24 protein-coding genes are annotated in these 25123 nt (G+C 47.8%); 7 read left to right on the forward strand and 17 right to left on the reverse strand.

Annotation, left to right across the window (positions count from 1 at the left end; all coding sequences use genetic code 11):
* Window positions 1-102: 102 nt before the first annotated feature.
* Window positions 103-780, reverse strand: a complete 678-nt coding sequence (locus QMA39_RS14390) for a hypothetical protein (protein ID WP_281659146.1) — start codon at window positions 778-780, stop codon at window positions 103-105.
* Window positions 781-962: 182 nt separating this feature from the next.
* On the reverse strand, window positions 963-2546 hold the full coding sequence (locus QMA39_RS14395; RefSeq protein WP_281659147.1) for a BCCT family transporter: 1584 nt from the start codon (window positions 2544-2546) through the stop codon (window positions 963-965).
* A gap of 443 nt (window positions 2547-2989) precedes the next feature.
* Here QMA39_RS14395 and QMA39_RS14400 point away from each other — a divergent pair, with 443 nt between their 5' ends.
* The gene (locus QMA39_RS14400) at window positions 2990-4216 is read left to right on the forward strand and encodes a DUF819 family protein (protein WP_281659148.1); all 1227 of its coding nucleotides are present in this window, start codon (window positions 2990-2992) and stop codon (window positions 4214-4216) included.
* 130 nt (window positions 4217-4346) lie between these two features.
* On the opposite strand, the gene QMA39_RS14405 is transcribed toward QMA39_RS14400, so the two are convergent.
* From QMA39_RS14405 to QMA39_RS14425, 5 genes are all read right to left on the reverse strand, one after another.
* On the reverse strand, window positions 4347-5381 hold the full coding sequence (locus QMA39_RS14405; RefSeq protein WP_281659149.1) for a hypothetical protein: 1035 nt from the start codon (window positions 5379-5381) through the stop codon (window positions 4347-4349).
* Entirely contained in the window at window positions 5368-5712 is a 345-nt protein-coding gene (locus QMA39_RS14410; protein WP_027955754.1) for a PadR family transcriptional regulator, read from the reverse strand. Before QMA39_RS14410 ends, QMA39_RS14405 begins: the two co-directional genes overlap by 14 nt.
* A 216-nt stretch (window positions 5713-5928) precedes the next feature.
* Window positions 5929-7050 (reverse strand): toxic anion resistance protein, encoded by a 1122-nt coding sequence (locus tag QMA39_RS14415; RefSeq protein ID WP_206933924.1) that lies wholly within the window; start codon window positions 7048-7050, stop codon window positions 5929-5931.
* A gap of 66 nt (window positions 7051-7116) precedes the next feature.
* Entirely contained in the window at window positions 7117-7971 is an 855-nt protein-coding gene (locus QMA39_RS14420) for a hypothetical protein (RefSeq protein ID WP_206933926.1), read from the reverse strand.
* A 225-nt stretch (window positions 7972-8196) separates the two neighbouring features.
* Window positions 8197-8496 (reverse strand): hypothetical protein, encoded by a 300-nt coding sequence (locus QMA39_RS14425; RefSeq protein ID WP_281659150.1) that lies wholly within the window; start codon window positions 8494-8496, stop codon window positions 8197-8199.
* A 203-nt stretch (window positions 8497-8699) separates the two neighbouring features.
* Between QMA39_RS14425 and QMA39_RS14430 the strand changes: the two genes are divergently transcribed.
* Window positions 8700-9407 (forward strand): uracil-DNA glycosylase, encoded by a 708-nt coding sequence (locus QMA39_RS14430; RefSeq protein ID WP_281659151.1) that lies wholly within the window; start codon window positions 8700-8702, stop codon window positions 9405-9407.
* Between the two features lie 62 nt (window positions 9408-9469).
* Here the strand turns inward: QMA39_RS14430 and QMA39_RS14435 are convergent, their stop codons facing one another.
* The 7 genes from QMA39_RS14435 to QMA39_RS14465 all read right to left on the reverse strand — a co-directional run bounded on the left by QMA39_RS14435 (window position 9470) and on the right by QMA39_RS14465 (window position 17546).
* Entirely contained in the window at window positions 9470-10249 is a 780-nt protein-coding gene (locus QMA39_RS14435; protein ID WP_281659152.1) for a DeoR/GlpR family DNA-binding transcription regulator, read from the reverse strand.
* A gap of 76 nt (window positions 10250-10325) precedes the next feature.
* Window positions 10326-11444 carry a 2-aminoethylphosphonate--pyruvate transaminase gene (locus QMA39_RS14440; protein ID WP_281659153.1) on the reverse strand — a complete coding sequence of 373 codons (1119 nt, stop codon included), beginning with the start codon at window positions 11442-11444 and terminating at the stop codon, window positions 10326-10328.
* Window positions 11431-12804 carry an aspartate aminotransferase family protein gene (locus QMA39_RS14445; RefSeq protein ID WP_281659154.1) on the reverse strand — a complete coding sequence of 458 codons (1374 nt, stop codon included), beginning with the start codon at window positions 12802-12804 and terminating at the stop codon, window positions 11431-11433. The genes QMA39_RS14440 and QMA39_RS14445 overlap by 14 nt, the downstream gene beginning before the upstream one ends.
* Window positions 12797-13606 carry a phosphonoacetaldehyde hydrolase gene (gene phnX, locus QMA39_RS14450; RefSeq protein ID WP_281659155.1) on the reverse strand — a complete coding sequence of 270 codons (810 nt, stop codon included), beginning with the start codon at window positions 13604-13606 and terminating at the stop codon, window positions 12797-12799. The genes QMA39_RS14445 and phnX overlap by 8 nt, the downstream gene beginning before the upstream one ends.
* A 1-nt stretch (window position 13607) precedes the next feature.
* Window positions 13608-15374 (reverse strand): putative 2-aminoethylphosphonate ABC transporter permease subunit, encoded by a 1767-nt coding sequence (locus tag QMA39_RS14455; RefSeq protein ID WP_281659156.1) that lies wholly within the window; start codon window positions 15372-15374, stop codon window positions 13608-13610.
* A 10-nt stretch (window positions 15375-15384) separates the two neighbouring features.
* Window positions 15385-16425 carry an ATP-binding cassette domain-containing protein gene (locus tag QMA39_RS14460; RefSeq protein ID WP_348646623.1) on the reverse strand — a complete coding sequence of 347 codons (1041 nt, stop codon included), beginning with the start codon at window positions 16423-16425 and terminating at the stop codon, window positions 15385-15387.
* A gap of 89 nt (window positions 16426-16514) precedes the next feature.
* Window positions 16515-17546: a putative 2-aminoethylphosphonate ABC transporter substrate-binding protein gene (locus QMA39_RS14465; RefSeq protein ID WP_281659250.1), complete on the reverse strand. Its 1032-nt coding sequence runs from the start codon at window positions 17544-17546 to the stop codon at window positions 16515-16517.
* Window positions 17547-17853: 307 nt separating this feature from the next.
* Here QMA39_RS14465 and QMA39_RS14470 point away from each other — a divergent pair, with 307 nt between their 5' ends.
* From QMA39_RS14470 to QMA39_RS14485, 4 genes are read left to right on the forward strand one after another with little or no spacing between them, the layout of a single operon-like run.
* Window positions 17854-18393: a TetR/AcrR family transcriptional regulator gene (locus QMA39_RS14470; RefSeq protein ID WP_281659157.1), complete on the forward strand. Its 540-nt coding sequence runs from the start codon at window positions 17854-17856 to the stop codon at window positions 18391-18393.
* Entirely contained in the window at window positions 18390-19001 is a 612-nt protein-coding gene (locus tag QMA39_RS14475; protein ID WP_281659158.1) for a class I SAM-dependent methyltransferase, read from the forward strand. The genes QMA39_RS14470 and QMA39_RS14475 overlap by 4 nt, the downstream gene beginning before the upstream one ends.
* Window positions 18985-19929 (forward strand): NAD(P)/FAD-dependent oxidoreductase, encoded by a 945-nt coding sequence (locus QMA39_RS14480; protein ID WP_281659159.1) that lies wholly within the window; start codon window positions 18985-18987, stop codon window positions 19927-19929. Before QMA39_RS14475 ends, QMA39_RS14480 begins: the two co-directional genes overlap by 17 nt.
* Entirely contained in the window at window positions 19926-20483 is a 558-nt protein-coding gene (locus QMA39_RS14485) for a class I SAM-dependent methyltransferase (protein ID WP_281659160.1), read from the forward strand. The genes QMA39_RS14480 and QMA39_RS14485 overlap by 4 nt, the downstream gene beginning before the upstream one ends.
* A gap of 52 nt (window positions 20484-20535) precedes the next feature.
* Here QMA39_RS14485 and QMA39_RS14490 read toward each other — a convergent pair whose 3' ends face one another.
* A complete protein-coding gene (locus QMA39_RS14490) occupies window positions 20536-21270 on the reverse strand; it encodes a UDP-galactose-lipid carrier transferase (RefSeq protein ID WP_206933951.1) in 735 nt (244 codons plus the stop codon).
* A gap of 188 nt (window positions 21271-21458) precedes the next feature.
* On the opposite strand from QMA39_RS14490, the gene QMA39_RS14495 reads away from it, so the two are divergent.
* Window positions 21459-21677 carry a hypothetical protein gene (locus QMA39_RS14495; RefSeq protein ID WP_281659161.1) on the forward strand — a complete coding sequence of 73 codons (219 nt, stop codon included), beginning with the start codon at window positions 21459-21461 and terminating at the stop codon, window positions 21675-21677.
* Between the two features lie 233 nt (window positions 21678-21910).
* On the opposite strand, the gene QMA39_RS14500 is transcribed toward QMA39_RS14495, so the two are convergent.
* Together QMA39_RS14500 and katG are read right to left on the reverse strand one after the other, a co-directional pair.
* The gene (locus QMA39_RS14500; protein ID WP_281659162.1) at window positions 21911-22549 is read right to left on the reverse strand and encodes a hypothetical protein; all 639 of its coding nucleotides are present in this window, start codon (window positions 22547-22549) and stop codon (window positions 21911-21913) included.
* A 188-nt stretch (window positions 22550-22737) separates the two neighbouring features.
* The gene (katG, locus tag QMA39_RS14505) at window positions 22738-24984 is read right to left on the reverse strand and encodes a catalase/peroxidase HPI (protein WP_281659163.1); all 2247 of its coding nucleotides are present in this window, start codon (window positions 24982-24984) and stop codon (window positions 22738-22740) included.
* Between the last annotated feature and the right edge of the window lie 139 nt (window positions 24985-25123).

Genomic DNA, 25123 nt, shown 5'->3' on the forward strand with positions numbered 1-25123 from the left:
GTTGTCCTTTAAAAACGTATAAACGATTGTTCCGAAAAAAGATAGTAAATACAAAAGCTCCCTTGAACGGTGATCAAGGGAGCTTTTTCGTAATGGAATGTATTATTTATTCAGGTTTACGTCCACTTCAATTTCTTCTCCGATATCCTCGAAGTTCTCATTCAGGGCTGCGCTGTAGTACAGCGTAATCGAATCCACATCTTCAGCTTTTGAATTTTTCAGGAAGTAGAATGATGTGCCCTCTTTGTTCACTTGCCCTAAATACTCCCCGTCAATATGGTCACTCATAAGCATGTCAGGCTCCAACTGTTCTCCCGTATTCGTAGTCATCACAGCCTGGGAAGCATAAAAGGTAATATGATCCTCGGAGGAATTGCTTGTTTTCATATCGACTTGGATGTATTCGATTTCTTCCTTATCCATAAGAGCTGCGGCTTCACCTTTTAAGGTGCCGGAGACTCCATTGACCTTTTCAATAGTAAGGCTAATAGGGCCGCTTTCAAATATTCCGACATCGTCGGTGCGGCTGACCATCGTTTGTTCACCGGCTTCAGATGTGACTGTATCCCCAACCTTGGCATCCTTATTCTCGTTTTCTTCTGCCGTCATGGTTTCAGGAGCATCGGTCTCTTTGCTTTCAGTATCTGTACCTTGTTCTGTTTCTTCTGTACTTGAAGCATCATCAGCGGTGGTATCTGATCCTGAACTTTCTTCTGTACCACAGGCGCTTAAAGCCATCAAGAAGACACTGACAAACAGGATGAAGAGTGAACGGTTCATAAGTTTCCCCCTTAAAAAGTAGTGAAGCAACATACAGGCAATACGGACATCTTATTAGTAATTTTATATTTTCTTCCATATAAGTCAATGATTTATTAATAAAGTTGAATCGGCGATTCGGCAGGATTTCCAAAAAAGCCGCTACTCTATCGTATAGATAAGAATAGCGGCTTTGAATGCATTTATGATGTTTTACGTTCTTTTTCTTCAACCGATACAGGGGCACTTTGTTCAGCAATCAATCCCTGCTCCTTCGCCATCTGTTTCGCCACTTTCGGTGCGAGCCAGACAGGTGGCAGCAACAACAGTGAAACGGGAACAGCGGTGACAACGATGAAGTTCTGCAGCGTTTGGATACTGCTTTCCCCAATACCTAGAAGTGCTGCGGCAATGCCTCCAAACAACAAGGCCCAGAACACGCGCAGGACACGTGGCGGGTGGGTATCGCCTGTAAGTGTGACGGCGACGGAATAAGACATGGAGTCGGCGGTTGTTGCGACGAAAATGATCGTTACAATCAAGAAGCCTGCAGCCATGATCATCCCGAATGGTACTTGCTCCATAATCGCCATAACAGCGGCAGGCATGCCTGTTTCATTGAGAGCGGTTGAAACGGCTCCTGGTGATTCCAGTTCGTAAAACAGACCGGAGCCTCCGACAACGGCAAACCAGAAGTTACTTACGATCGGAGCAAGGATCGCTACGGCAAGGATCAGCTGGCGAATGGTACGGCCTCTGGAAATACGGCTGATGAACATCGCCATTGCCGGTCCGAAACCGAGGAACCAGCCCCAGAAGAAGACGGTCCAATAACCGAGCCAGCCGCTATCTCCGCGGTAAAGACTCATCCGCAGGAAGTTCTGGATCTGGAAAGCTTCGGCGGCGACGAATGAATCGATGATGAACATCGTCGGCCCGAGAATAAGCATGCCGATCATCAGAACAACAGCAAATCCTACGTTGAGACGACTGAGCAGTTGAATCCCTTTATCTACACCGGAAGCCGCTGAAACGGCAGCGATCGTCACGAGAAAAATAATGACGAGGGACTGCGTAAACAGAGTGTCCGGGATATTGAATAAATAGTTGAGGGCATAACCGACTTGTAGGCCTAAAAAGCCGATCGGTCCAATGGTTCCAGCGGCAACAGCAATGACAGAGACGATGTCAGCAGCTGCCCCGACAACACTTTTCTTGTTGAAAATTTTCTCGCCGATCATCGGATACAAGATCGCACGTGGTTTTAGCGGGTACCCTTTATGGTAGTGCGCATACATCAGAACGATGGTAGCGACAGTTCCTAAACAAGCCCATGCGGTAAAGCCCCAGTGGAAAAAGCTCTGCGCTAAGCCTGGGACGACGGCTTGTGCCCTTGTCATTCCCTCATCAGCAAACAGTGGTGGGGTTGTTAAAAAGTGATAGATCGGTTCTCCGGCAGCCCAGAAGACTCCGCCACTGGCAAGCAGTGTACAAAGAATCATCGAGACCCAGCGGAACCATCCGTTTTCAGGTGTATCCTTTTTTCCTAATTTCACTTTTCCATATTTCGACAAGGCAAGCGCAACGCCTACTACGAAGGTAGCAAGCAGCAGCAGCTGCCAGAAGACACCAAAGAATGTAACAGAAAAGTCGAATGAGCTTGAGATCCATTCTCCCGTAAGGTCTTTGTTTAAAAGAGACATCAGTAAAAATAAGACGAGAAAGCCTCCGCTGATGCTGAATGTAATCCAGTCAATTCTTGTTTTCCTGTCCGTTTTTTCGTTCATTATTTTCCCCCTAGGTTTTTTAACCTGTGATAGTTAATATATTGTGAAGACGTTGATGGATAATGGCTTTGTTCTTTAGACGTTCAGAAAACGAATGCTCCTCTGGTTATAAGACGTTTATGGCACATAGGGATTAATTATAGAGATGTTCGGACAACTCGTCAAAAAGGAAGGAAGGCAAGGATTGATAGGATGTTAAAGCTTTTAACAGCTGAGTGGATGTAGTTGACGGAGAGCATAAAATCTATGAAGAAACAGATGTCTCCTCCAGTTTTTAGTAGAAAAGCACCTTCGTTTATGTAAATCCACAACTTCTCATAGAAGAGTTGAATAATAGAATGCCTTAATACTGTTTCCCGCTTCATGTATAATGATAGTTAACCAAAATAAGGAAAAATGATTGATGTAGTCTTATTTGAAACCAAAACAAAGAGGTGAATCAATTGGATCATACGTTCATATCGTCAGACAATACGTGGGCGCTCTGGTCGTTTCTGACAGGATGGGCGGCCATCAGTATTTATCTGGAGCAAAAGTACAAATGGGCATCGAAAGTTTCCGGAGCCATTATAGCCTTGATCGGGGCTATGGTATTAGCCAATTTAAATGTGATCCCGCTTGAGTCGGGTGTGTATGATGCTGTATGGAATTATGTCGTACCACTGGCGATACCGTTACTATTGTTTCAGGCGAATATCAAGAAAGTTTGGCAGGAAAGCGGACGGATGCTGACGATTTTCCTGTTAAGTTCGATCGGTACAGTCGCAGGTACGATCATCTCGTTTATGCTTTTAAGAGATGTGATTCCCCATTTGGATAAAATCGGTGCCATGATGGCAGGGTCTTATACAGGTGGTGGCGTAAACTTTGCCGCCATGGCAGCAAAATTCGAGACGCCAAGTGAACTTGTTTCGGCTACCGTGGTTGCAGACAATATGATGATGGCCACCTTCTTCTTTGTTTTGATGGCTATCCCAACATTTTCATTCTTCCGTGACATATTCAGAACCCCTCATATTGATGAGGTGGAATCGGGCGTTGCTGGAGATGAGAGTGAAACGCAGGCCGCTTCTTTCTGGAAAGGAAAAGAAATATCCTTAAAAGATATTGCGATCAGCGTGGCGAGTGCATTCGCCCTTGTTACAGTATCCTTTAATCTCGCTGACTTTTTTGCGGGAGTCCTTCCTGGCGGGGAGGATGTAACCATCATTTATCAGGTGCTGGGCGGGATCATTGGAGATCGTTATCTGGTGCTTACGACACTGACAGTGCTGGCTGTTTCGTTGTTCCCCAGACAATTCGAAAGCATCAAAGGAACACAGGAAATTGGGACGTTCTTGATTTATTTATTTTTTGTCGTCATCGGGGTACCGGCTTCCATCGCTATCGTAGTCACAACATCACCATTATTATTGGTATTTGTTTTAATCATCGTTCTAATGAATGTGATAGTCTCTCTGGTTTTGGGTAAACTATTTAAATTTAGTTTAGAAGAGACTCTTCTTGCAAGTAATGCAAACATGGGAGGTCCGACAACAGCTGCAGCCATGGCGATTGCCAAAGGCTGGCATAAACTGATCGTGCCGATTCTTCTTGTTGGTACGCTCGGGTACATCATTGGAAACTACATAGGCACGGGCCTTGGGTTCTGGTTTCAAAATTTGATGTAATTTCGGTGAAGAGGGGATGAATTAGGAAACTCCTAAAAGATTGAATTCTCTTTTTGTAATGATCAGCATAAATAGTTTAGTTTAGACAAAAAAGGTGACCCATGCTTCCCGGGGTCACCTTTTTCTTGTCCTATTTACCGAATTCATGCTTTAACTTATCCTTCTTCACGCCTTTTTTGTACTTGATGAAGCCGTCAATGATGTTCCATACTGCAAAAATGATAAAAATGGCGGCGATTCTCCAAGCCAGACCATCCGCGACTTGAGCGGAATTCCATTGGAAGAGGTCAGAGATGTAGTTGATGAAAGTTGATTGAAAGAGCCGTTCATCCGTAATGATCCAAACGAAAATGCCTATAGACAGGAGTTCCTGAATCGTGTTGAACCAAACGACATCTTTGCTCCATTCTTTCTTCAACAGCTTATAAAGAGCTAATGCAATTTCTAAACCGATGACAAGGACAATCCCTGGCCAATAGCTGAGCAGGACATCCTGGTTCAAAGCCGGGGTGATGAAGCTCATTCCTTCTCCCTGGTTTTCATAGATCCCTAACAATTGGTCGGCATGGAAGTAGACAGTTGACCAAACTGCTGTCCAAATAATGGCTCCATAAACTTCCCATTGGGATATCGCACGTTTCTTCGTGGTGTGAGAGACTTTTTTCAGCTTTTCCGGTGTCCATTCTTTACGGGAAGACGTCGGTTCTTCGTCTTCTGAGCTGAAATCCACACGCTCGATCAGGGCGAATATGACCGTGATCCAGAAAAAGACCTGCATGCCGACCGAAAGGATCAGCCATAGACCTTTACCAACAATGGAGAGGATCATCGCAATCAAGCTCGTTTCCTCAACATTCCCTATAATATTTTCAGCGAGTAGAGTGATTAATGAGACGGTAATCGCAATCGGCAGAATCAATTTGATGAGGGAAATATAAAGATCATAATAACGGGGACCGATCAGATGCATCGGCTTTTCACTATATCCTTGGGCGAGCTTTACAGGGTCGCCCAGTTCCTGAAGGACGTTTTTAACGTCATTTTCGGAAGGGTTTTCTGGAAGCATATCCTGGATGGTCGATTGGATCTCAAGCAGGATGTCCTCCCGGTTCTTTTCTGGAAGCCGGCGCTCAACTTCTTGTAAGTAGACCTCAATCCATTTCATTGTTCTCCTCCTCCAGTAGTTGGAACAATTCGTTCGTCGCTTTTTTCCATTCTTCCTTCAAGGTTTGAAAAATATCTTCCCCGTAATCACTCAGTACATAATACTTCCGTGGACGGGATTCTGACGTATCCCAGCTGCTCGTAACGAGGTCTTTTTTTTCCAACCGGCGCAGTAGAGGATAAAGCGTGCTTTGTTCGATGGTGATGCCCGAGCCTTCTAATCGTTTTACGAGAGAGTATCCATATTGCGGCGTACGCAGCTGGCTCAAAACCGCTAACGTCAGATTTCCCCTCCGTTGTTCGGTCAGCAGTGAGTTCAATAGTTGACTCAAAATCTTCACTCCTCTGTATACTGTACGACAAACACTATCTACTCATAGTATATGTCATACAGTATTGGATGTGCAACTGTATTTTCATAACGAAGAATCCCATAAAAAAACACCTTTCAGAAAAAGGTGCTTACGAATTCAAGATATTTCGAGCAGGACCTTGCTGATCCCTGTTTTGCTTGAAGGCGATGAACTCGTACTTAGAAAAAGAGCGCTTCAGTCACGAAGCGCTCTTTGAGTGGTGGTCTGTGATAATTTCTTCCGCACATTTTCATTCAAGGCGTCCATCTCTTCAATAAACTGCTCACTTGAAGCGATAATCCGCTCCGACGACTGCTCGGTCGTCTTCAGTGCTTCAAATACGTTATCGAAGGATTCTTGAAGAGCTTCCATACTGATGGCTGGATTCTCCATCATCTGTGTCGTCTCTTCCGCATTTTCTTTCAGGTTCCTGGAGTTTGAGAGCAGCATTTCTTCGGTCGCTTTATTCACGCCGTTCACTGTATCGATCACTTTCCGCTGATTGCTCAAGGCGAGCTGGATGGAGGCGGAGACGGTAATGATATTTTTCGTCAGCGTTACCGCATTGCGGATGGATTCCTTCAGCTTTTCATTGTTTTTCTTAATGATATCAACAGAGGAAACACTTTGATGCAGCACACTCTTCATCTGCGTCATGTTTCTCGTACGCGTAATGATTTTCTCTTTGCCTTCGGTGATCAGCGCAAGGTCGTACTCACCCGTCGCTTCTTTTTCCTTCAACAGCTCGAACAATTTTTTTCCTAGATAGATCTGCTTGTCCAGGTCATAAATACGCTTCTGGGCGTTTTCTTTGATGAGCTGCAATTCGACACTGTCTTCTTCAAGACGGTCTTTCCCTGCAAGCAGGCTGCGGACGACGGTATCAATTTTCGAATCGACGGTTTCGTACTTTTTCATGTAGCGGTCGATCGGTTTCTTTTTACTTAGTTTATAAAAAAACCGCTGGACGCCGTTTCCTTCCGTACGCTTCGGATCAAGGTCCGATACGATCGTTTCCAGTTCCTGCAGTGTCTGGGGAATGTCGTTATTGCCCTTGGTCATAAGGTCGTTGACCGGGCGCTTCAACGTTTCCATCGTCTCGCCGGCGACGCGCTGTTCTTTTTCTCCGAGGTCTCCGAGTTCTCTCATCACATCGGACAGGGAGTCGTCCCTGGATGCATCGAATCTTCCGGCATAGGTTTCTGCTTCCTCATTCAATCGATCGAGATCTTCTTTTTTTATCAGCGTCATGGCTTCCCGCAGGTCCTGATGGTTCAGTTCCGCTTCTTTGTCCCTATAGGTGGAATGGTTGCTCATAGTCCTACCTCCTGTATGCGATTCTGTCTTCTCAAGAAAAACAATACAGCCGGCTGCTCAAAACGATCACTTCCTGGAGAGGAAGTTTTCATCCTCTTTGTTGTACTTGGAAGCGATAATTCCTTTGCTTCTGGCGAAGTTCTGCGCGTAACTTTCTTCTTCTTTCCGTTCCAGCGTTTCGATGAACCGACTCAAATCATACATCGTCTCCACTAGTTCATGCTTCCGGTTTTCCTTATTCTCATCAGACAATCGATGGAACGATGCGATAAAGTCAGGAACGTCTTTATCCATCATCGTCTCGAGAGCGTATTGGTCTTCGACGTCTAGTTCGTCCAGGCGTTTGAATTGGTTTGCTGTCCGCTCCTTTAAAGAAGCCCATTCCTTCTGAAGATCGTGATGCTTTTCGAGAAATGGAAATTCCCACTCCTCAAATATGGGGTTTTCAAAATCTTCAAAGGTTGTAGTTTCTATGGATACGTCCATATCGTTGACGTACGTATTCAAATAGGTAAACAAAATCCCTGAAAAATCTCGTAATGTGTCTCCGAGCACTTTTTTCCTGCTGAACTCTTCCTTTAGAAACGTGGGGGAAAAGTGTCTGCGTTCTTCGTCCATTTCAAACCGGCCGATCAACATTTTTGGCGGCTTGCCGTAATACTCGATCGTCCCTTTGAATGTATTGGAGGTTGGAAGGACGGCGGTGAAAAATATGCCGTTCCAAAACCCATCCAGAATGTATCTTTTGTTCATTTCCGCCAGCTCTTTGATCTCCAGATCGAAATAAACCGGCCGTTTCTCTTTGATGACCTGCTTCATATCTCTCATCGTTTGAAAATCGATATAGCGCTGATATTCGGATGTATGCGGCATGAATGCTCTTTCCAAATACTCCAGCGTAGAAGAGTAGAGGTTGTCCATGCATTGTCAGCCCCTTTTTTCATCTTTCCTAATTTCCGTGGCTTTAAGTTTATATATTACTTCAAGAATACCATATATTCCGGGGGATCTATGAATCTCTTACTATGAATATACGTAAGAACATGGGCGAATGTTTCATGAATTTATATCAACTTCCTATGTGGCCGCCTTGAAATGTAAAAACGGTACCCGAATCCGCTGGGGAAGGTACCGTTTTTTTAAATGTTATTTTAGATGTTTACGATGGATGTAATCAGAGACGACAAAAGCAAGGTCGTCATTTCCATAAAGGGAAAGGACCTCCACAATCGTTTCCGAATCAATGAGATCGGATTCCTTCTTTGGAACAGTCAGATCCAACGCTTCAATCAACTCTTTATTCTTCTCCTGGTAGGGATAGGCTTCTGTATAAATGGCGATGGGATCGAGATCATGGTTGATGCACCACTGGGCAAAAACCAGGATCATCATTTTTTCGCCTTTTTGATAGTTACGAATCACTTCTTCTTCGCGGTTATGTTCCACGGAGCATTCCTCCTTTGTGGGTGGGGAAGGGGGCTGTGTTTTGTATGCGTTTATTTTCTTCACCATACCATGAACAGAGGTGATGTGCCTATGTTCACATATTCGATTTTCAATAAAAGAAAAGGAAATCCTTCCATTTTGTTGAAATCGTTAACAAGGTCGTCAGGGTATTTGGCCATAAGAGCAGAAGGAAGGGTGAGGGTATGCTGAATTTCATTGACGAGATGAAGTCACACCGTACGGATGCTGGAGTGTTTAACCCATGGAAGGATTACTCGGAACACCTCGATATCGACCCTGATGCGCCATTAATCAGAACAGAACATCTCACCAGGTATTTAGAACAGAGAAAAACAACAGCAGAGTATATCTTTGTAGCAGAAGCATTAGGGTATCAGGGTGGACGTTTTTCAGGGATTCCAATGACATCGGAAAGAATCATTACTGGTACTCATCCTGACATAGGGCATCAAGGTGTTTTCAGAGGAAAAGCGGGGCAGCGGACCAGCCATCCAGAATCAGATTATCCAGGCTTCAGAAATTCTTGGAGAAAGGCAGGTTTCAGTGAGCCCACAGCTTCTATTGTATGGAAAACACTCCTTGAAAATAACATAGATTCTTACAAGGTGATTTTTTGGAATGTCTTTCCCTTCCATCCTTATCAAGAACAAAAAGGGCTGCTTTCCAACCGGCCTCCAAGTGCGGATGAAATACGAACAGGCGTAGAGTATTTGAAATGCTTGTTAGACTACTGTCCACCCAATAGTAAGGTAGTTTGTATTGGAAAATATGCGAAAGAAAAACTGAATCAGTATGGAATGAAAAACGTTCCTATCCGGCACCCCTCCTATGGAGGTGTGCCGGAGTTTAAAGAAGGGTGTAGGAAGTTATTTTCAAATAAACTTGTTTGAAGCTGGTAAACGAAAAGGGTTGGTGTACAGGGGGCACCCAAGTACAACAACCCTTTTCATTTCTATAAAGAGATCCACTGCGTCTCCATCCGCTGTAAGTTCGCAGCCCAGTCCTCAGGCGCGGGCACATCACTCACCACAGCATAGACATCCTCTAAAGTAGACATCTTCACATACGTCCGTGTTCCAATCTTGGAAGAGTCTGCCATAATGTAGGATTTCCCGGACTGCTCAATCAGCTTTCTCGTAAAGAGCGCTTTGTTCGGGTCGAAGCTGGTGATGCCGTGATTGATGTCGACACCGTCTGTAGCGATGAACGCTTTATTGACGTAGAAATCCTCCATCATCTTCTCAGCGATCGGTCCGGATGTGCGCAGGTGATCGACGCTCACTTCGCCGCCGATGAAAATGACGCGGGCTTCGAGTTCGCGGCGTTTCGTGTATTCCATCAGCCGGTTCAAGGCAGGGATGGAGCTGGTCATGATTGTTAAGTTTTTCTTTCCTTTTAGATAAGGGATCATCTGCAGCGGGGTGCTTCCTTCGTCGATGACGATGGTGTCGTGGTCATCCACCTGGTCAGCGGCTGCTTGTCCAATGCTTTTCTTTTCATCGATGTGCAAGGATTCCCGTTCATAGTGGGGCAGTTCGTTGTGCGTTTCGTTCCGCACGGCACCGCCGTACACTTTTTTCAGCTTCTGCTGATGTTCTAAATCATCCAGGTGGCGCCGGATAGTCTCTGTTGATACATCCAGCTGCTCAGCAAGTTCACTGACACGGACTTTGCCCTGGTTTTCAAGCATGTGCAGGATTTTCTGTTTCCGTTCTTCTGCGACGAGTGACAATGCCGTTCCTCCTAACGTAACAAAGGCCTTTTCTGCTTTCCATTATACATGAAAAGGCTGTTCTTTCTGTGCTTTCTTAGATAGCTGCAGGCTCGATCCAGTAGGAACTTTCCCTGACGGCTTCAAGAAGTGCTGTAATATCTGATGGATGAATGTCTCCGATATTCCCGATACGGAACGTCTTCAAATCAGTGACTTTCCCCGGATAGATGACAAAGCCGCGCGCCTTCAATTCCTCATAGAAACGTTCAAATTGGAACGCGTCATGTTCCGGATAATAAAACGGAGTGATAATCGGCGACTGCCACGCATCCGGGAGAAGGGGGGAGAAGCCGAGCGTGCGCATACCTTCGACTAACAGGCGCTGATTTTCAACGTAACGTTCCTGCCTTTTCAGAACGCCGCCTTCCTGTTTCAATTCCTCCAAGGCCTGCTTGAACGCGCGTACCGTATGGGTCGGAGATGTAAAGCGCCATTTGCCATTTTGGTCCTCCATCGTTTTCCATTGATCGTATAAATCAAGCGACAAGGAGCGGGCACGTCCTTCGCATGACTGAAGCGTCGTTAGTTTGGCAATTACAAAGCCGAAGCCGGGGACACCCTGGATGCATTTGTTGGCACTGCTGATGACATAATCAGCGTCCATATCCGTGATGGACATGTCAATCCCGCCAAAGCTGCTCATAGCATCGACGATGAACGTCTTATTGTGGCGTTTTACAATCGCTGCGATATCGTGGATCGGGTTCAACAGCCCCGTCGTCGTTTCGCAGTGGACGACGGCCACATGAGTGATGGCTGCATCTTCGGCCAGCACGGTATCCGCTTTTTCGACATCAGGCTTGTCGGTTTCTGCATATTCGATGGTGCGGACGTTCAGCTTGAGACGTTCGGCAATCTCAGCGATTCGTTTTCCGTAAGCACCGTTGACGAGGACGAGCAGTTTTCCATCGTCAGGGACTGCGGTGGAGATGACAGACTCCACGCTGAACGTGCCGCTTCCCTGCATGAGAACACTCGAATAATCTTCTGCCGATACTCCGGCAAACGTTAAAAGGTCGGAGCGGATCGACTGGACGAGGGACTTGTAATCATCATCCCATGTGCACCAGTCTTTCAGCATGGATTCTCTCACCGAAGCGGTCGTGGTTAACGGACCGGGAGTGAGCAGTAGATAGTGATCAGGATTGTGCATAGGTATTCTCCTCTCGTTGCTGTACGGTTACGAGCGCTGCTTCCAATACGTTCAGCGCTTCGTCTAAATCTTCGTCAGATATGTTCAATGGCGGACAGAGCTGCAGGACGTTCCGTTTGGAAATCTTGAAGCTGAGTCCGTGATCTAAGCAGTGGTACAGGACGGCTTCGGCAGCGCCGGCGGCTTTTTCTTTTGTCGTCCGGTCAGTGACGAGTTCAATGGCAAAAAGGAAACCGATGTGGCGGACATCTCCGATCAAGGAGAAACGCTGCTTCCAAGCTTCCAGCCGGGCCTTCATTTTGGTTTCCATCACCGGCAGTCGCTCCAAAAGTCGTTCCTCATGGATGACATCAATCATCGTCATGGCTGCGGTGGCACCGAGCGGGCTTTTTTCATGGGTGTAATGACCGAGAGATGTGCTTTTCGCAGCATCCAGGGATTCATCGACGAGCAGGGCGGCCATCGGATAAACGGCTCCGCCCAGTCCTTTTCCGAGAACGACCATGTCCGGGACGATATCGTAGTGTTCGAAGGCGAACCAGCGGCCCGTCCGTCCCATACCGATGGTGGTCTCATCAAAAATAAGTTTCACATCATATTCGGTACACAGCGTTCTGATTTTTTTCATGAACGCTTGTGAAGGGAGCTGTACGTCTGTATTGCGGACGGTTTCCATCACGAACGCGCCGATGTCTGCGTCCTGTTCAAATAAGTATTCGATGTAAGAGGCGAGCTGTCGATCATCAAGGCCCGCCCCCTCCCAGTTCGGCCGGTAGTTCTGAATAGGGGGAACGTGGATCGCACCGGGAAGGAGCGGACCTATTTGGCGACGGAAATGGGCTTCACCTCCGACAGATAAGGCATCCATCGAAGCTCCGTGGAACGACTCCCACATCGAAACGGTTTTATGTTTCCCGGTCGTGATCCGTGCAAGCTTCAGCGCCATTCCGATGGCGGAGGTGGCTCCTGGAGCAAACAGCGATTTGTTCAGCGGATCTGGTGCCAGTTCAGCCAGCCGCCTGGCAAGATCGATGGCGGGCTTGTTCGTATATCTTCTTGGTGAAAAGCTGAGGGTATCGAGCTGCTGTTTCATCGCTTCAATCACTCTCGGGTGCTGATAGCCGACGTGATGTACGGCATTGCCGTGAAAGTCCAGGTACCGTTTTCCTTCTACATTGTAAAAGGCGGCCCCATCTGCTCGTTCAATGATATCCAGACAAGGTGTCGATAAGGATTGATGCAGAAAGAAGCAGGCGTCTTCATGTAACATCTGTGTCGTTTCGTCGGATAGCTGTTCGTTCCAGGCTTGGCGGAGAGGGGACTGATTGATATCCCCTTCGCCGCGGAAGACTTTAGACATGCGCCTCGACATCCTCATTCATCTGTTTTTCGATAGCTTCCACCAGGGCAGGCAGCTCACTCATGTCTGTCATCACATAATCAGCGCCGGCTTCAAGCAGCGTTTTTTCAGCGGCTTCGACTTTCGTCTCCAGCAGTGCGCTATCCATTTCTTCGACCTCCTGTTGGGAGAGACCGAGGGTGCTGCTGCCTTTGACGACACCGATCGTCCACATGCCTGCGTTCTGCCCTTCCTGCATATCTGTTTCGGTATCCCCGACTTTAATCATCCGGCTGGTCGGGAAGACGTTCAGCTGCTTGGCATTTTCATAGACCATCCATGGATAAGGGCGGCCGGCTGGAACCTCGGTGGAGGAGACAATCGTGTCCGGAGCATATCCCTGCTTCTTCGCTTCGCCTGCGACGATGTCGATCATTTCTTCCGTGTACCCAGTCGTGGATCCGATCTTGATGCCGCGCGCTCGCAGCTGTTCCATGACATCCGTCACATGTGGAAGAGGAGTGGCAAATAGGTGAAGACTGCGGAACAACAAGTCTTCGAAGTCCTTGTACATCGCTTCAACGTCCGCTTCTGTCGGCTCACTACCATGGGTATGCAGCCATGCGGTGCGCACGCGGTCCATTTCGGTAATGGCACGGATGTGATCGATTTTCAGCAGGCCCATCGGCTTTCGTGCTTCCTCAAACGAAATCTGGACGTCGCGCTTATGGAAAATCTCAATGAATACCTGAACAGGGGCAAAGCACCCGTAGTCGACCGTTGTTCCGGCCCAGTCAAAAATGATCGCTTCAATGTTTTTCATATTAGATTCCTACTTTCCTTTTTTTAATGGATGTTACGAGTGCTTCATAGATAACACGCACAAGGATGTTGGTGACGATGATCAACAGCGACATGGCTGCTGCGGGTGCGATGTCTCCGGCATCATTCATATTAACGATGGCGATAGAGGCGAGCTTCCATTCGGACGAATAAAGGAACACGACCGCACTGATCGTCGTCATCGAGTTGACGAACAAGTACATCATCATTTCCAGAATGGCCGGCCACGATAAGGGGACGGTGACTCTGGTGAATGTTTTGTAAAACGGGACCTTCATCGTTTCTGAAATGGCTTCGTATTCAGCATCTTGTTTTTTCAGCGATGTCGTCGCTGTAATGAATGAGACCGAATAAAAGTGGATGATGTTCGCAAGCACGAGAATGATCATCGTTCCGTACAGCCACTGCAGTGGGTTGGCGACTTCCATCGACGTAAACGGAAGGCTGATGGCGGACTGGTTAAAGAAGAAAATGAACGCAAGTCCGATGACCAGCCCTGGCAGGGCAATCGGCAGAATCGACAGGAAGTACGAGACGTTTCGGACCCAATTCAAGTGACGAGACTTTTCAATCAGGTAGGCACCGATAAAGATGACCGCTGTTCCGATGACTGCTGTCACCGCTGAGACGATCAAGCTGTTGTAAAAGGGCTGCAGGCCATCTCCCGCGACCGATCCAAATCCGAAGTGACGGAAGGTGAGCGAGAAATCATACGGCCATACCTTCACAAAAGCGGCGGCTGTGATCGCAAGGAACAAAATAAGAATGCCGATTGTGATGATTGTGCAGTACGTCGTAAACAAACGGTCCCGGAGAGCGTTGACCGGCGTTTGGTAAGGCGTCGCTTTGGAGCTGATCCCCGACTGCCTGCGCTGAATCCGCTGATCGACGATAAACGCGATGACTGCCGGAATGGTTAAGATAATGCCGACCGTTGCGCCCATCGAAAAGTTCTGCTGACCGATGACCTGCTTGTAGACATCGGTGGCGAGGACATTGTACTGACCACCGATCACTTTCGGTGCCCCGAAATCCGTGAAGCTGAGAGTGAAGCTGACGAAAAAGGCGCTCACAAGGCCGTATTTGATGCTTGGGAGAGTGACCGTGAACAACTTTTTCCATGTACCCGCGCCCATCGTATCGGCGGCTTCATATAACCGTTGATCGGCTGTTGATAAGGAAACCTTCAGGATCAGGAACGCCTGTGGGAACGTGAAAATCACCTCGGAAAGCACGATGCCTTTGAATCCATAAATATCGAAATCGGACGCCTGCCATCCGAACCACTGCTCAAACAGTCCGAAAAATCCGGTCGTAAACACCCCGTTGTTTCCGAGGAGATAAACGAGAGCGATTCCGTACATCATCGTGGGGGCGAATAAGGGCAGCAGTGCGATGTACGTAAAGAACGTTTTCCCCTTCATCTCTGTGCGCTCGACCGCATAGGCGAAGAGAAAGGCGGCACTGACAGAGAGGATCATCGTTACCGATGCCACAGACAGTGTATGGATAGCGGATTGAAATAAGCTGGGAGACGAGAAGTAGGTGATGAAATTCTCGAATCCGATATACTCGCCCTGTGTGTTCTGCATGGCACGCTTCAGCAATTCGATCACAGGGAGAATGATGGCCGTTCCCAATCCAATGAGCATCAGAAGCAGGAGAATCCGCTGGATGTGCGCGTCTTTATTTAATGATTGTCTCACCACGGGCTGGCGGGTGAAGATCGATTGTAGAGCTGAAATCATGATGAACCTCCTAAGTGAGCACCGGCTGCTTGGTTGTTATCGGCTCCGGACGACCGTGGAAAAAGATGACCTTGTCTTCCTGCAGTTCGGCATAGACGACTTCACCGACAGTGATTGGTTGTTTTTTGAATGTATCCGTGTCGATATCCGAATAGAGGACATGATCTCTTGTCGTCTGCTTCAGCACGACGCGGTAAGAGCTGCCTCTATACTCCAAGCTTTCCACACGGGTCGGAAGCGTCGAGTCGGCAGGGAGAGGATGAACGGTCACATGCTCCGGCCGGACGGCGATATCTTCTTTCGCCCCGTTTGGAATCAGTTGATCTCCGACGAAATTGATCGTTCCGATGAAATCAGCCACGAATGGAGAGGACGGGCGGTCATAAATGTCCTGAGGTGTCCCGGCCTGCTCGACTTTGGCGTTGTTCATGACAATCATCCGATCGGCCATCGACAGGGCTTCTTCCTGATCGTGTGTGACCATAACGGTCGTGATGCCCACTTGCTTCTGCAGGCGCTTGATTTCATTTCTTAACTGGATCCGGACCTGGGCATCCAGGGCAGACAGCGGCTCATCCAGCAGGAGGAATTCGGGATTCATTGCCAGTGCACGGGCTAAGGCGACACGCTGCTGCTGCCCTCCTGACAACTGGGCCGGGTAGCGGTCCGCCATGTTTTCCAAGTTGACGAGCGTAAGGTTGTTCAAAGCCTTCTCTTTTCGTTCCCTTTTGGAAAACTGCTTCGGGTTTAATCCATAGGCGACGTTCTGTGCCGCTGTTAAGTTCGGGAACAGGGCATACGACTGAAAAACGATGCCGAAATTCCGCTCGGCCGGAGGGAGGTGGGTCATATCTCTTCCGTTCATTAAGACGCTTCCTTTGTTCGGCCTTTCAAGTCCGGCCAGAATCCGCAGCAGGGTCGTCTTGCCGCACCCACTCGGTCCAAGCAGGCAGATGAATTCCCCTTTTTCAATCGAGAACGATATATCTTTCAAAGCGGTAAAGTCTTGGAATGTCTTGGTGATCTGTTCGACAGCGAGATGCTTCATCATTGGACTCGCTCCTTTTTGGTGTAATGAAAAACATAAGGCGGAGAGACCCGCCCCTTTTGGTACAAAAAGTTTGCCGGCTCGCTTGTACCTTACTCTTCAGGGGCGCTCTTTCCGTCATATTTTTTTGTCCATTGATCAAGGATGGTGCCGTGGTTTTCCGCTGCCCAGTTGAAGTCGTTCTCAATCAGCTGTTCTTCAGGGTTTTCCGGGAACCCTTCCGGCACCGGCTTGTCAGTCGGTACAGACGTAATCGCAAAGTTCTCGCTGTATTCTTTCATCGCTTCATCCGAAATCGCCCAGTCGAGGAAGGTCTTCGCTGCCGGTTTGATTTCTTCTTTCTTCACCAATGCGTTCGCTTCTAAATCCCAACCAGAACCTTCTTCCGGGAAGATCGTCTTGATCGGCTCTCCTTTTTCCGCCTGGGTGATGCCGCGGTAACCGAAGGAAATCCCAATCGGATATTCGCCCTGACCGGCCAGTTTCGCTGGTTTTGAACCAGAGTGCGTGTACATGCCGATATTTTCGTGAAGCTTGTCCATGTAATCCCACGCTTCTTCTTCACCCATCTGCTGCATGAAGGCGGATACCGTCAAAAAGCCTGTGCCCGAAGAAGCAGGATTCGGCATTACAATCAAGTCTTTGTATTGAGGGTCCAGCAGGTCTTCATAGCTTTGAGGAATATCCAGGCCCATGTCTTCCATTTCTACGGTATTGACAGCGAATCCAGTCATCCATGCGTTGATTCCGACCCAGTGCGGCTCTTCTTTGGAGTCTTTGTAAGGGGCGGCTACCCGGTCGATACCTTCAGGAGCGTATCCTTCCAGCATACCTTGTTGATCGGCGACGAGAAGGCTCGTAGCGGCTGTTCCCCAAACAACATCAGCGACGGGAGCATCTTTCTCAGCCAGAAGCTTGGACGTGATGACACCCGTGGAGTCCCGTACAATATTGACGTCAATGTCCGGGTACTGATCATGGAAAGAGGTTAAGTATGTTTCAATCATGTCGTCTTCAAGGGCGGTATACACCGTAATTTCTTCTTTCTGCTCGGCATTTCCATCTGAACAGGCTGCCACAAAAATCAACAGTAGTGTGGCGGAAATCAACATCCATTTTTTCATCATTGTTTAATTCCTCCTTTAGTTACCAAAATCTATGAGATTGACCGACATCTTCCTATCCCTGTCATGTTCCCGATTAACCCCTCCTATGTCTTCGGCATCTTCACTATAAAACTTGTTTGTAAATCCAATATTAATCATGTGTTAAAAACTGTGCTTTTTTGTGTTTTTGTGTTGTTTGTTGTTGTTTTTCGATCTGAAAGTCTCAAAGGTGGAAGCATGACGTCTGAGGAGGACTATGATTGACGTTTTTCGTTACTTATGCGTACAATATGTTACATAGTTGTAACGTTATGAGGTGAGAGAGTTGAATAAAACACAAACCACTATTGTAAATGTAGCCATCGATGTCCTTTCCAGGGATGAAGGTGCCTCGATGGAGGTGATAGCTGAGCAGGCCGGCGTGAGCCGTATGACGATTCACCGTTATTTCAAAAGCAGGGAGCGGTTATTTTCTTCCATCCATGAAGTATTGATTCAGCGCACGCTCTCCATTTTTCAAGAAGGATTGGAAAAATATGAGCATCCGCGTAAACAGATGGAATATATTCTGAAAACCAATGCAGGAGAGCAGGGGTTCCATCTCTTATTCCGCGAGCAGAGTCATCATGAAGAACACGATCCGGAAACGTGCCAGTTTTCGAAAGTGAATAAGGTGCTGCATCAGTTGATTGAAAGGTTGAGAGAGGAAGGGGTCATCGAAGATTCTATTCCCAATGCCTGGGTGTTCCACGTGTATGATGGAGTGCTGTTAACGGCCTGGGAAACGATGCATAACGGATCTGTCGCTCCGAAAGACATTCCGGAACTTACGTGGAAGACATTCGAGAGAGGGGTGTTGTCGTGAGCTTTGAACAGGAATATCAACACAACAAAGTTCGTTGGATTGAACCGGACGAGCAGGTTGTAAAATGGCTTGCCGCTGTTCCGGCGGGGCGTGCCCTCGATCTTGGAGCAGGAGAAGGCGGGAACAGCTTCTGGCTGGCTCAGCAGGGGTGGGACGTGACGAGTGTCGATGCAGCGCCTTCTGCCGTGGAATTCATAACCGATTATGCAAAAGCGAAAGAATATGCAATCCAGTCGGAAGTGGCAGATGCACGGACGTATACGGGCAATGCTCCTTTTGATTTAATCCTTCTTTCTTTCGTGCATTTTTCCAAAAAGGACCGGGAGAATTTGTTTGCCCGTTTGGAAAAGCAGCTCGCGGAGGATGGTGTGATGGTGTACCTTGGTCTGGTGAAAACAGAGGACGAGCTGCCGCCAGGAGGGAGATTGCAGGAATTTCCTCCTTCTGATGAGATTGCAGAAGAATGGAAAGTCCACACGTCCCTGGACATCGTAGAGCAGGTGGACGACATACGGGAGGTCCCGATTGGTGTGGCTCAAGGAATGTATCAAGCCCGGACAGTTGGTTTAATAGGAAGAAAGGGGAGAGATGATGAGCGAATACTTTGAGGTGATTATCGTAGGAGGAGGTCCAGCTGGATTGAGCACGGCTCTTATAATGGGACGGTCTAAACGGAAGGTGCTCGTGCTGGATGCGAACGATGCAAGAAACCGTGTGACGCATGCCTCACACGGATATCTGTCACGAGACGGTGTGAAGCCTGAAGAATTCAAGGCAGTCGGGCTGAGTGAAATTACAGCGTACCCGACAGTCAGCTATATGGAGACCAAAGTAACATCCCTTCACAAGGAAGGCAGTAGATTTCATGTGCAGACGGAAACAGGAGATTCCTTCGTCAGTGGGAGAGTGGTCGTGGCAGCGGGTATGAAGGAGGAGCTGCCGGAGATCAAAGGCTTACAGGACGTGTATGGCTCTTCTGTTTTTCCGTGCCCGTATTGTGATGGCTGGGAGTGGAGAGATGAGCCTTTGGCGATCTTCGGCAGTGAACCTTGGCTCATCCAGTACGTCAAGTTGATCTATAACTGGAGCCGTGATCTCATTGTTTTTACAAATGGTGCCGTGGATCTGCCAGCAGCTGATCGGACGGATTTACGAGAGCATGGGGTAGCCGTTGTGGAAGAGCCCATTGCTGAACTCATTTCAGAAGGAGGACAGCTCCAACAGGTGGTGACGCATTCTGGTGCCGCTTACAACCGTTCAGGCGGGTTTATTATGGATACAGGAGAATCGCAGGCGTTTCCTCTACCGGAAGATTTCAAAATCCCATACACAACGATGGGAGGGGTGGAAACAAAAGAAGGAGGGGAGACGTCTGTGAAGGGCTTGTATGTCATCGGTGATGCTAAAAATGCTTTTTCAGGTCTCCTTAAAGCAGCGAGCGAAGGATATGAATTGGCAGCAGTAATGAATCATGAAATGGCTTTGGAGGATTGGCAGCTCACAAATCACATTACTAAACCAGGAGGACAAGGATGACCAAACCCACCTACGACCATTATTATGAAGAACCGCAATATTTCGGTGACCCTTATCCGGGACTCATCAAGTTCTTTAAGTCCTATGAACCGAAAGGACACGTGCTGGATTTAGGATGCGGGCAGGGGAGGGACGCCCTTTGTTTAGGAAGGTTAGGCTATACAGTGACAGGGGTGGACATATCAACGGTCGGCCTTGAGCAGATGAACCATTCCGCCCGTGATGAGCAGCTGGCCGTCGAAGGGGTGGCAGGAAATCTGTATGCGTACCCGGTATCCCGGGACCACGACATTGTCCTGCTTGATTCCATCCTGCATTTTTATAAAAGGGACCGGGAAAAAGAAACAAAGCTGATTCAACGTGTCGCATCCGAGCTGCGGGGCGGCGGCATCCTTGCCACTTTCATGATTCAGGGAGAGGAGAGGGAGGGTCATCTGAAGCGCGTGCTGAATGAGATGGATTTCGACTGGGAAATCCTTTGTGATGATTATACAGAGTACCCTGCCTTTCATGCCTCTTATCATATGTACATCGTGAAGAAAAAAGGGGAATGACCTCAAAAAACAATCCCTGACATTTGTGTCAGGGGTTGTTTTCTTACCAGCCTCACTTATGAATTTGGTGTGAAGGGACGTGCTGCAGCCTTTTCTCAATGGCCTGGATAATGATCCGATTGGTCTTCACCCGGGCAAAATGCTTATTTTCGCCTTCGACAATGTGCCACTTACATTCAGGAGGAGAAGTATAGTGGAACATATCTTCCACCGCTTCTTCATACATGTTCCATTTGGACCGGTTTCGCCAGTCTTCGTCTGTGATTTTCCATTTTTTCAATGGGTCGGATTGTCGTTCTTGAAATCGTCTGAGCTGTTCTTCTTTTGATATGTGCATCCATATCTTAATCAACACATAGCGGTCTTGGGAAAGAAGCTGTTCAAATTGAGTAATCTCACCGTAGGCCCGGTTCCATTCCTGTCCCGATGCGAAATTTTCGACCCTCTCCACAAGCACCCGTCCATACCACGACCGGTCAAAGATGGCTATTTTCCCATAGGGAGGGAGCTTATTCCAGAACCTTTTAAGGTAATGGTGACGTTTTTCATTAGTAGAAGGTGCGCCGATGGCATGGACCTCGAAGCCTCGGGGATCGAGTCCACTCGTAATCCGCTTGATGACCCCTCCTTTACCGGAAGCGTCCCAGCCTTCAAAAACGATGATCACCCCTAACTGCTGATCGTAGATGGGGCGCTGAAGCTGAAGTAACTGAAGTTGTGTCTCCTTCAGTTCTTTTTTGTACTGCTGTTTGTCTATGCTCAAGGATAAGTCTACAGATTCCAGCATGATTTCCTCTCCTTTGGAGTAATAGATGGATTATTCTTCCTTACCTATTCATCAAAAATCCGTCTGAACCCTTTTGTGAACGTTTACAAAATAGACACAACTTCCACCGTTCCCACCCACATAGGGTGTTATAATAAAGGTGTAAAGAAGATGAGTAACAAACATAAACGACTTAGGTGGCTCAACCATTGCGGGTTCGTTTCCGAGCGAACGACAATCACAGCCATGGAGAGAATGTTCTTCCGTTTAAAAAGGGAGGACACCGGGTCTGTGATCCAGCCGGCCGCAGAAGGATGACAGGGAAGGTTTCTTTACAAAGCTGGATGGTCCAGCGGAACAAGGAAACATTGGCCGCTTCCATAGCTGCTGCTTTCTCCTTTCTGGGCTGGAATAAAAACGGGACTTAAAGGGATAAGGAAACGAATGCCTGGTAGAATTGTCCTTCGGGAAAGTCTTAAAAAATCAATCGATATGTATAGAATCAAGGATGATTCTTACATGGTTGGGTCACCTAAGTTGTTTAGATTTGCCCCGGTACAACATGTGCCGGGGCTTCTTTTGGTCCTAGACTCTAATGGTAGAGGAACAGGGAAGGGCACGATGATTTTTCACTGTATCTTTTTCTATTATTCATGAAGAGTTAAATTTGTTCTCCGCACACCTCATTGCTTTCCTCGAAGAAACCAGTGCCGTCCAGGAAGTGGTAGTCATCACGAAATTCATACGTGGCTTCTTCATAGGATTGAACTTTGTCTTCCCAGAAATAGAAGGCGTCTCTCTCATTCATTTCCATGTCAGCAACATCAGCGATGTGATTCGCGAAATCCTCAGCCTCTTTCGTTACCGAATAATCGATTTCCCCGTTTTCGTTTTCCATCTGCGTATTAAAGTGATTGCAGTATTTTTTAGCCTGACGAGCGGTCTGTTCCAGGGTCGGAACATCCCCGTTGTCACCAAGCATCATTTCCAAAGCTTTCTCGTTCTTTTGAGCCTCCATCGTAATCTGATGGAACTGTTCAATCAATTCCTTATTTTGGTCAGAAGTCATGGTGCCGGCATCTCTCACATCATCCAAGGTCTGGTCCACGTGAGAAACAGCTGTATCCAAAGGTTGTAAATGTTCAGCAGCGGTTTCCTGGATGTAGTTTTCATATCGTTCCGCTTTTGAAGAAGTCTGCAGGAAAAAATAGAGCAGCGCACCGATGACCACCATTTGGAGGATCACGCATATCCCGACGATCATGCTGTATCTTACGACTTTCTTTCTGAATGGATCCATATCTCTCTCCTTTTAACATAGGTGGCAGAACGACTATTCTACTAGTCTGGTTTTTGCCCTGCCCGTCTGGTAAGTATAACCAATCTTACTGCGGACTGCATCTTTGTCTTAGGATGAATATAAAAAACCCTGGAAGCAGCAGTGCCGCTTCCAGGGTTTTTAGGGTCGGGGTCGTTGATGATTAATAGTTACGCCTGGTTATAAGCCAGGTTTTTGTTCTTTTTCAGGTCAAAACGATCGGCGTTCATGATTTTCACCCATGCGGATACAAAATCATGCACGAATTTCTCTTTGTTGTCCTCTGTTGCATACACCTCTGCAATGGAACGAAGCACAGAGTTTGAACCGAAGACAAGGTCTACGCGGGAAGCAGTGCGGACAAGCTCGCCACTCTGGCGGTCACGGCCTTCGTAGCGGTTGTAATCGACCGGCTTCCACTCGATGCCCATATCAAGCAGGTTGACGAAGAAGTCGTTGGTCAACGAGCCGACACGGTTCGTGAATACACCAAGATCCGTATCCTCATAGTTCGCTCCAAGAACACGCATACCGCCGATAAGAACGGTCATTTCAGGAGCCGTCAATCCGAGAAGCTGTGCTTTGTCGACAAGCAGTTCTTCTGGGCTGAGTGTGTATTTTTTCTTCTCGTAGTTACGGAAACCGTCAGCCATCGGCTCTAATACATCAAAGCTTTCAGCGTCGGTTTGTTCTTCTGTGGCATCTCCGCGTCCAGGTGCGAATGGTACAGTGATATGAACACCGGCATCCTTTGCTGCCTGTTCGATAGCAGCAGATCCACCAAGGACGATCAAGTCAGCCAGGCTGACTTCATAATCGAGCTCATTCTGGATGCGCTCGTACACGTCAAGAGCTTTGGCCAGCTGCTGAGGTTCATTGACTTCCCAGTTTTTCTGTGGTTCCAGACGGATACGTGCTCCGTTAGCCCCACCTCGGTTGTCTGAGCCGCGGAATGTACTCGCAGAAGCCCAGGCCGTTTTGACAAGCTCACTGATTGTCAGTTCTGAATCAAGAATGTGGGACTTGATGTCTTCTATATCTGCATCAGATAGATCAGAGTTCCCTTCTGGTACAGGATCCTGCCAGATCAAATCTTCTTCAGGAACTTCTGGTCCCAGATATCTTGCTTTTGGTCCCATATCACGGTGAAGAAGCTTGAACCATGCGCGGGCGAATGCATCTGCGAATTCGTCCGGATTTTCATGATAACGGCGGGAAATCTTCTCATAATCCGGATCCATGCGAAGGGCCATATCCGCTGTCGTCATGAAGGTTGGTACTTTCATGGATGCATCTTCGGCATCAGGGGCCATATGTTCTTCCTTCTGGTTGACAGGAGCCCATTGGTTGGCACCGGCCGGGCTCTTGGAAAGTTCCCACTCGTAGCCGAATAGAAGATCGAAGAAGCCGTTGTCCCATGTTGTCGGGTTCGCTGTCCATGCCCCTTCCACACCACTTGTGATAGTGTCGCGGCCTTTTCCGCTGCCGTGCGTACTCTGCCAGCCGAGTCCTTGGTTTTCCATCGGTGCTGCTTCTGGATCCGGACCGACGTGGGCCTCTGCATCTCCTGCACCGTGTGCTTTACCGAAGGTGTGTCCACCGGCAATCAGCGCTACAGTTTCTTCATCGTTCATCCCCATACGTCCGAATGTATCGCGGATATCACGGGCACTTCCAAGTGGATCCGGGTTGCCGTTCGGTCCTTCAGGGTTGACGTAAATCAAGCCCATTTGAACAGCAGCCAGTGGATTTTCAAGGTCGCGGTCGCCGGAATAACGGTTGTCGGCGAGCCATTCTTTTTCTGTACCCCAGTAGACATCCTCTTCCGGGTGATAGATGTCTTCACGGCCGGCGCCGAAGCCGAACGTTTTCAGACCCATGGATTCAAGAGCAACGTTACCTGTCATAACGAGCAGGTCGGCCCAGGATAGTTTATTGCCGTACTTCTGTTTGATCGGCCAGAGGAGGCGGCGGGCTTTATCAATGTTGGCATTATCCGGCCAGCTGTTCAGTGGAGCGAAACGCTGGTTTCCTGTGGCTCCACCTCCGCGTCCGTCTCCAGTCCGGTATGTTCCGGCTGCGTGCCAGGACATACGGATGAAAAGGGGGCCGTAATGACCGTAGTCCGCCGGCCACCAGTCCTGGCTGTCCGTCATCAGGTCATGAAGGTCCTGCTTCAATTGGTCATAGTCAATCTTGCTGAACTCTTCCTCGTAATCAAAGTCATCGCCCATCGGCGTTGTTTTTCTGTCGTGCTGGTGAAGAATACTCAAGTTCAGCATATTCGGCCACCAGTCTTTATTGGTCGTCCCTACTTTTTGTGTTGTAATGGCTGTTTCTTCCTCCGTGCTGCCAGTCGTTTGACCAGTGAACGGGCACTGACCGCCCTGGCTTCCGTGAAGATCATCTTTATGCATATAACAATTCTCCCTTCAGAATTTATGTTATTTTATAACCCATCTCAGATTATAATTATAATAAAAAAGAACATAGATTGAAAGAGTTAACCCGTAAATATTTTGAAATATTTATGAACAAATGTTCGTGTGTGATTGG

Source organism: Halobacillus sp. Cin3 (assembly GCF_947311855.1).
Classification (GTDB): Bacteria; Bacillota; Bacilli; order Bacillales; family Halobacillaceae; genus Halobacillus; species Halobacillus kuroshimensis.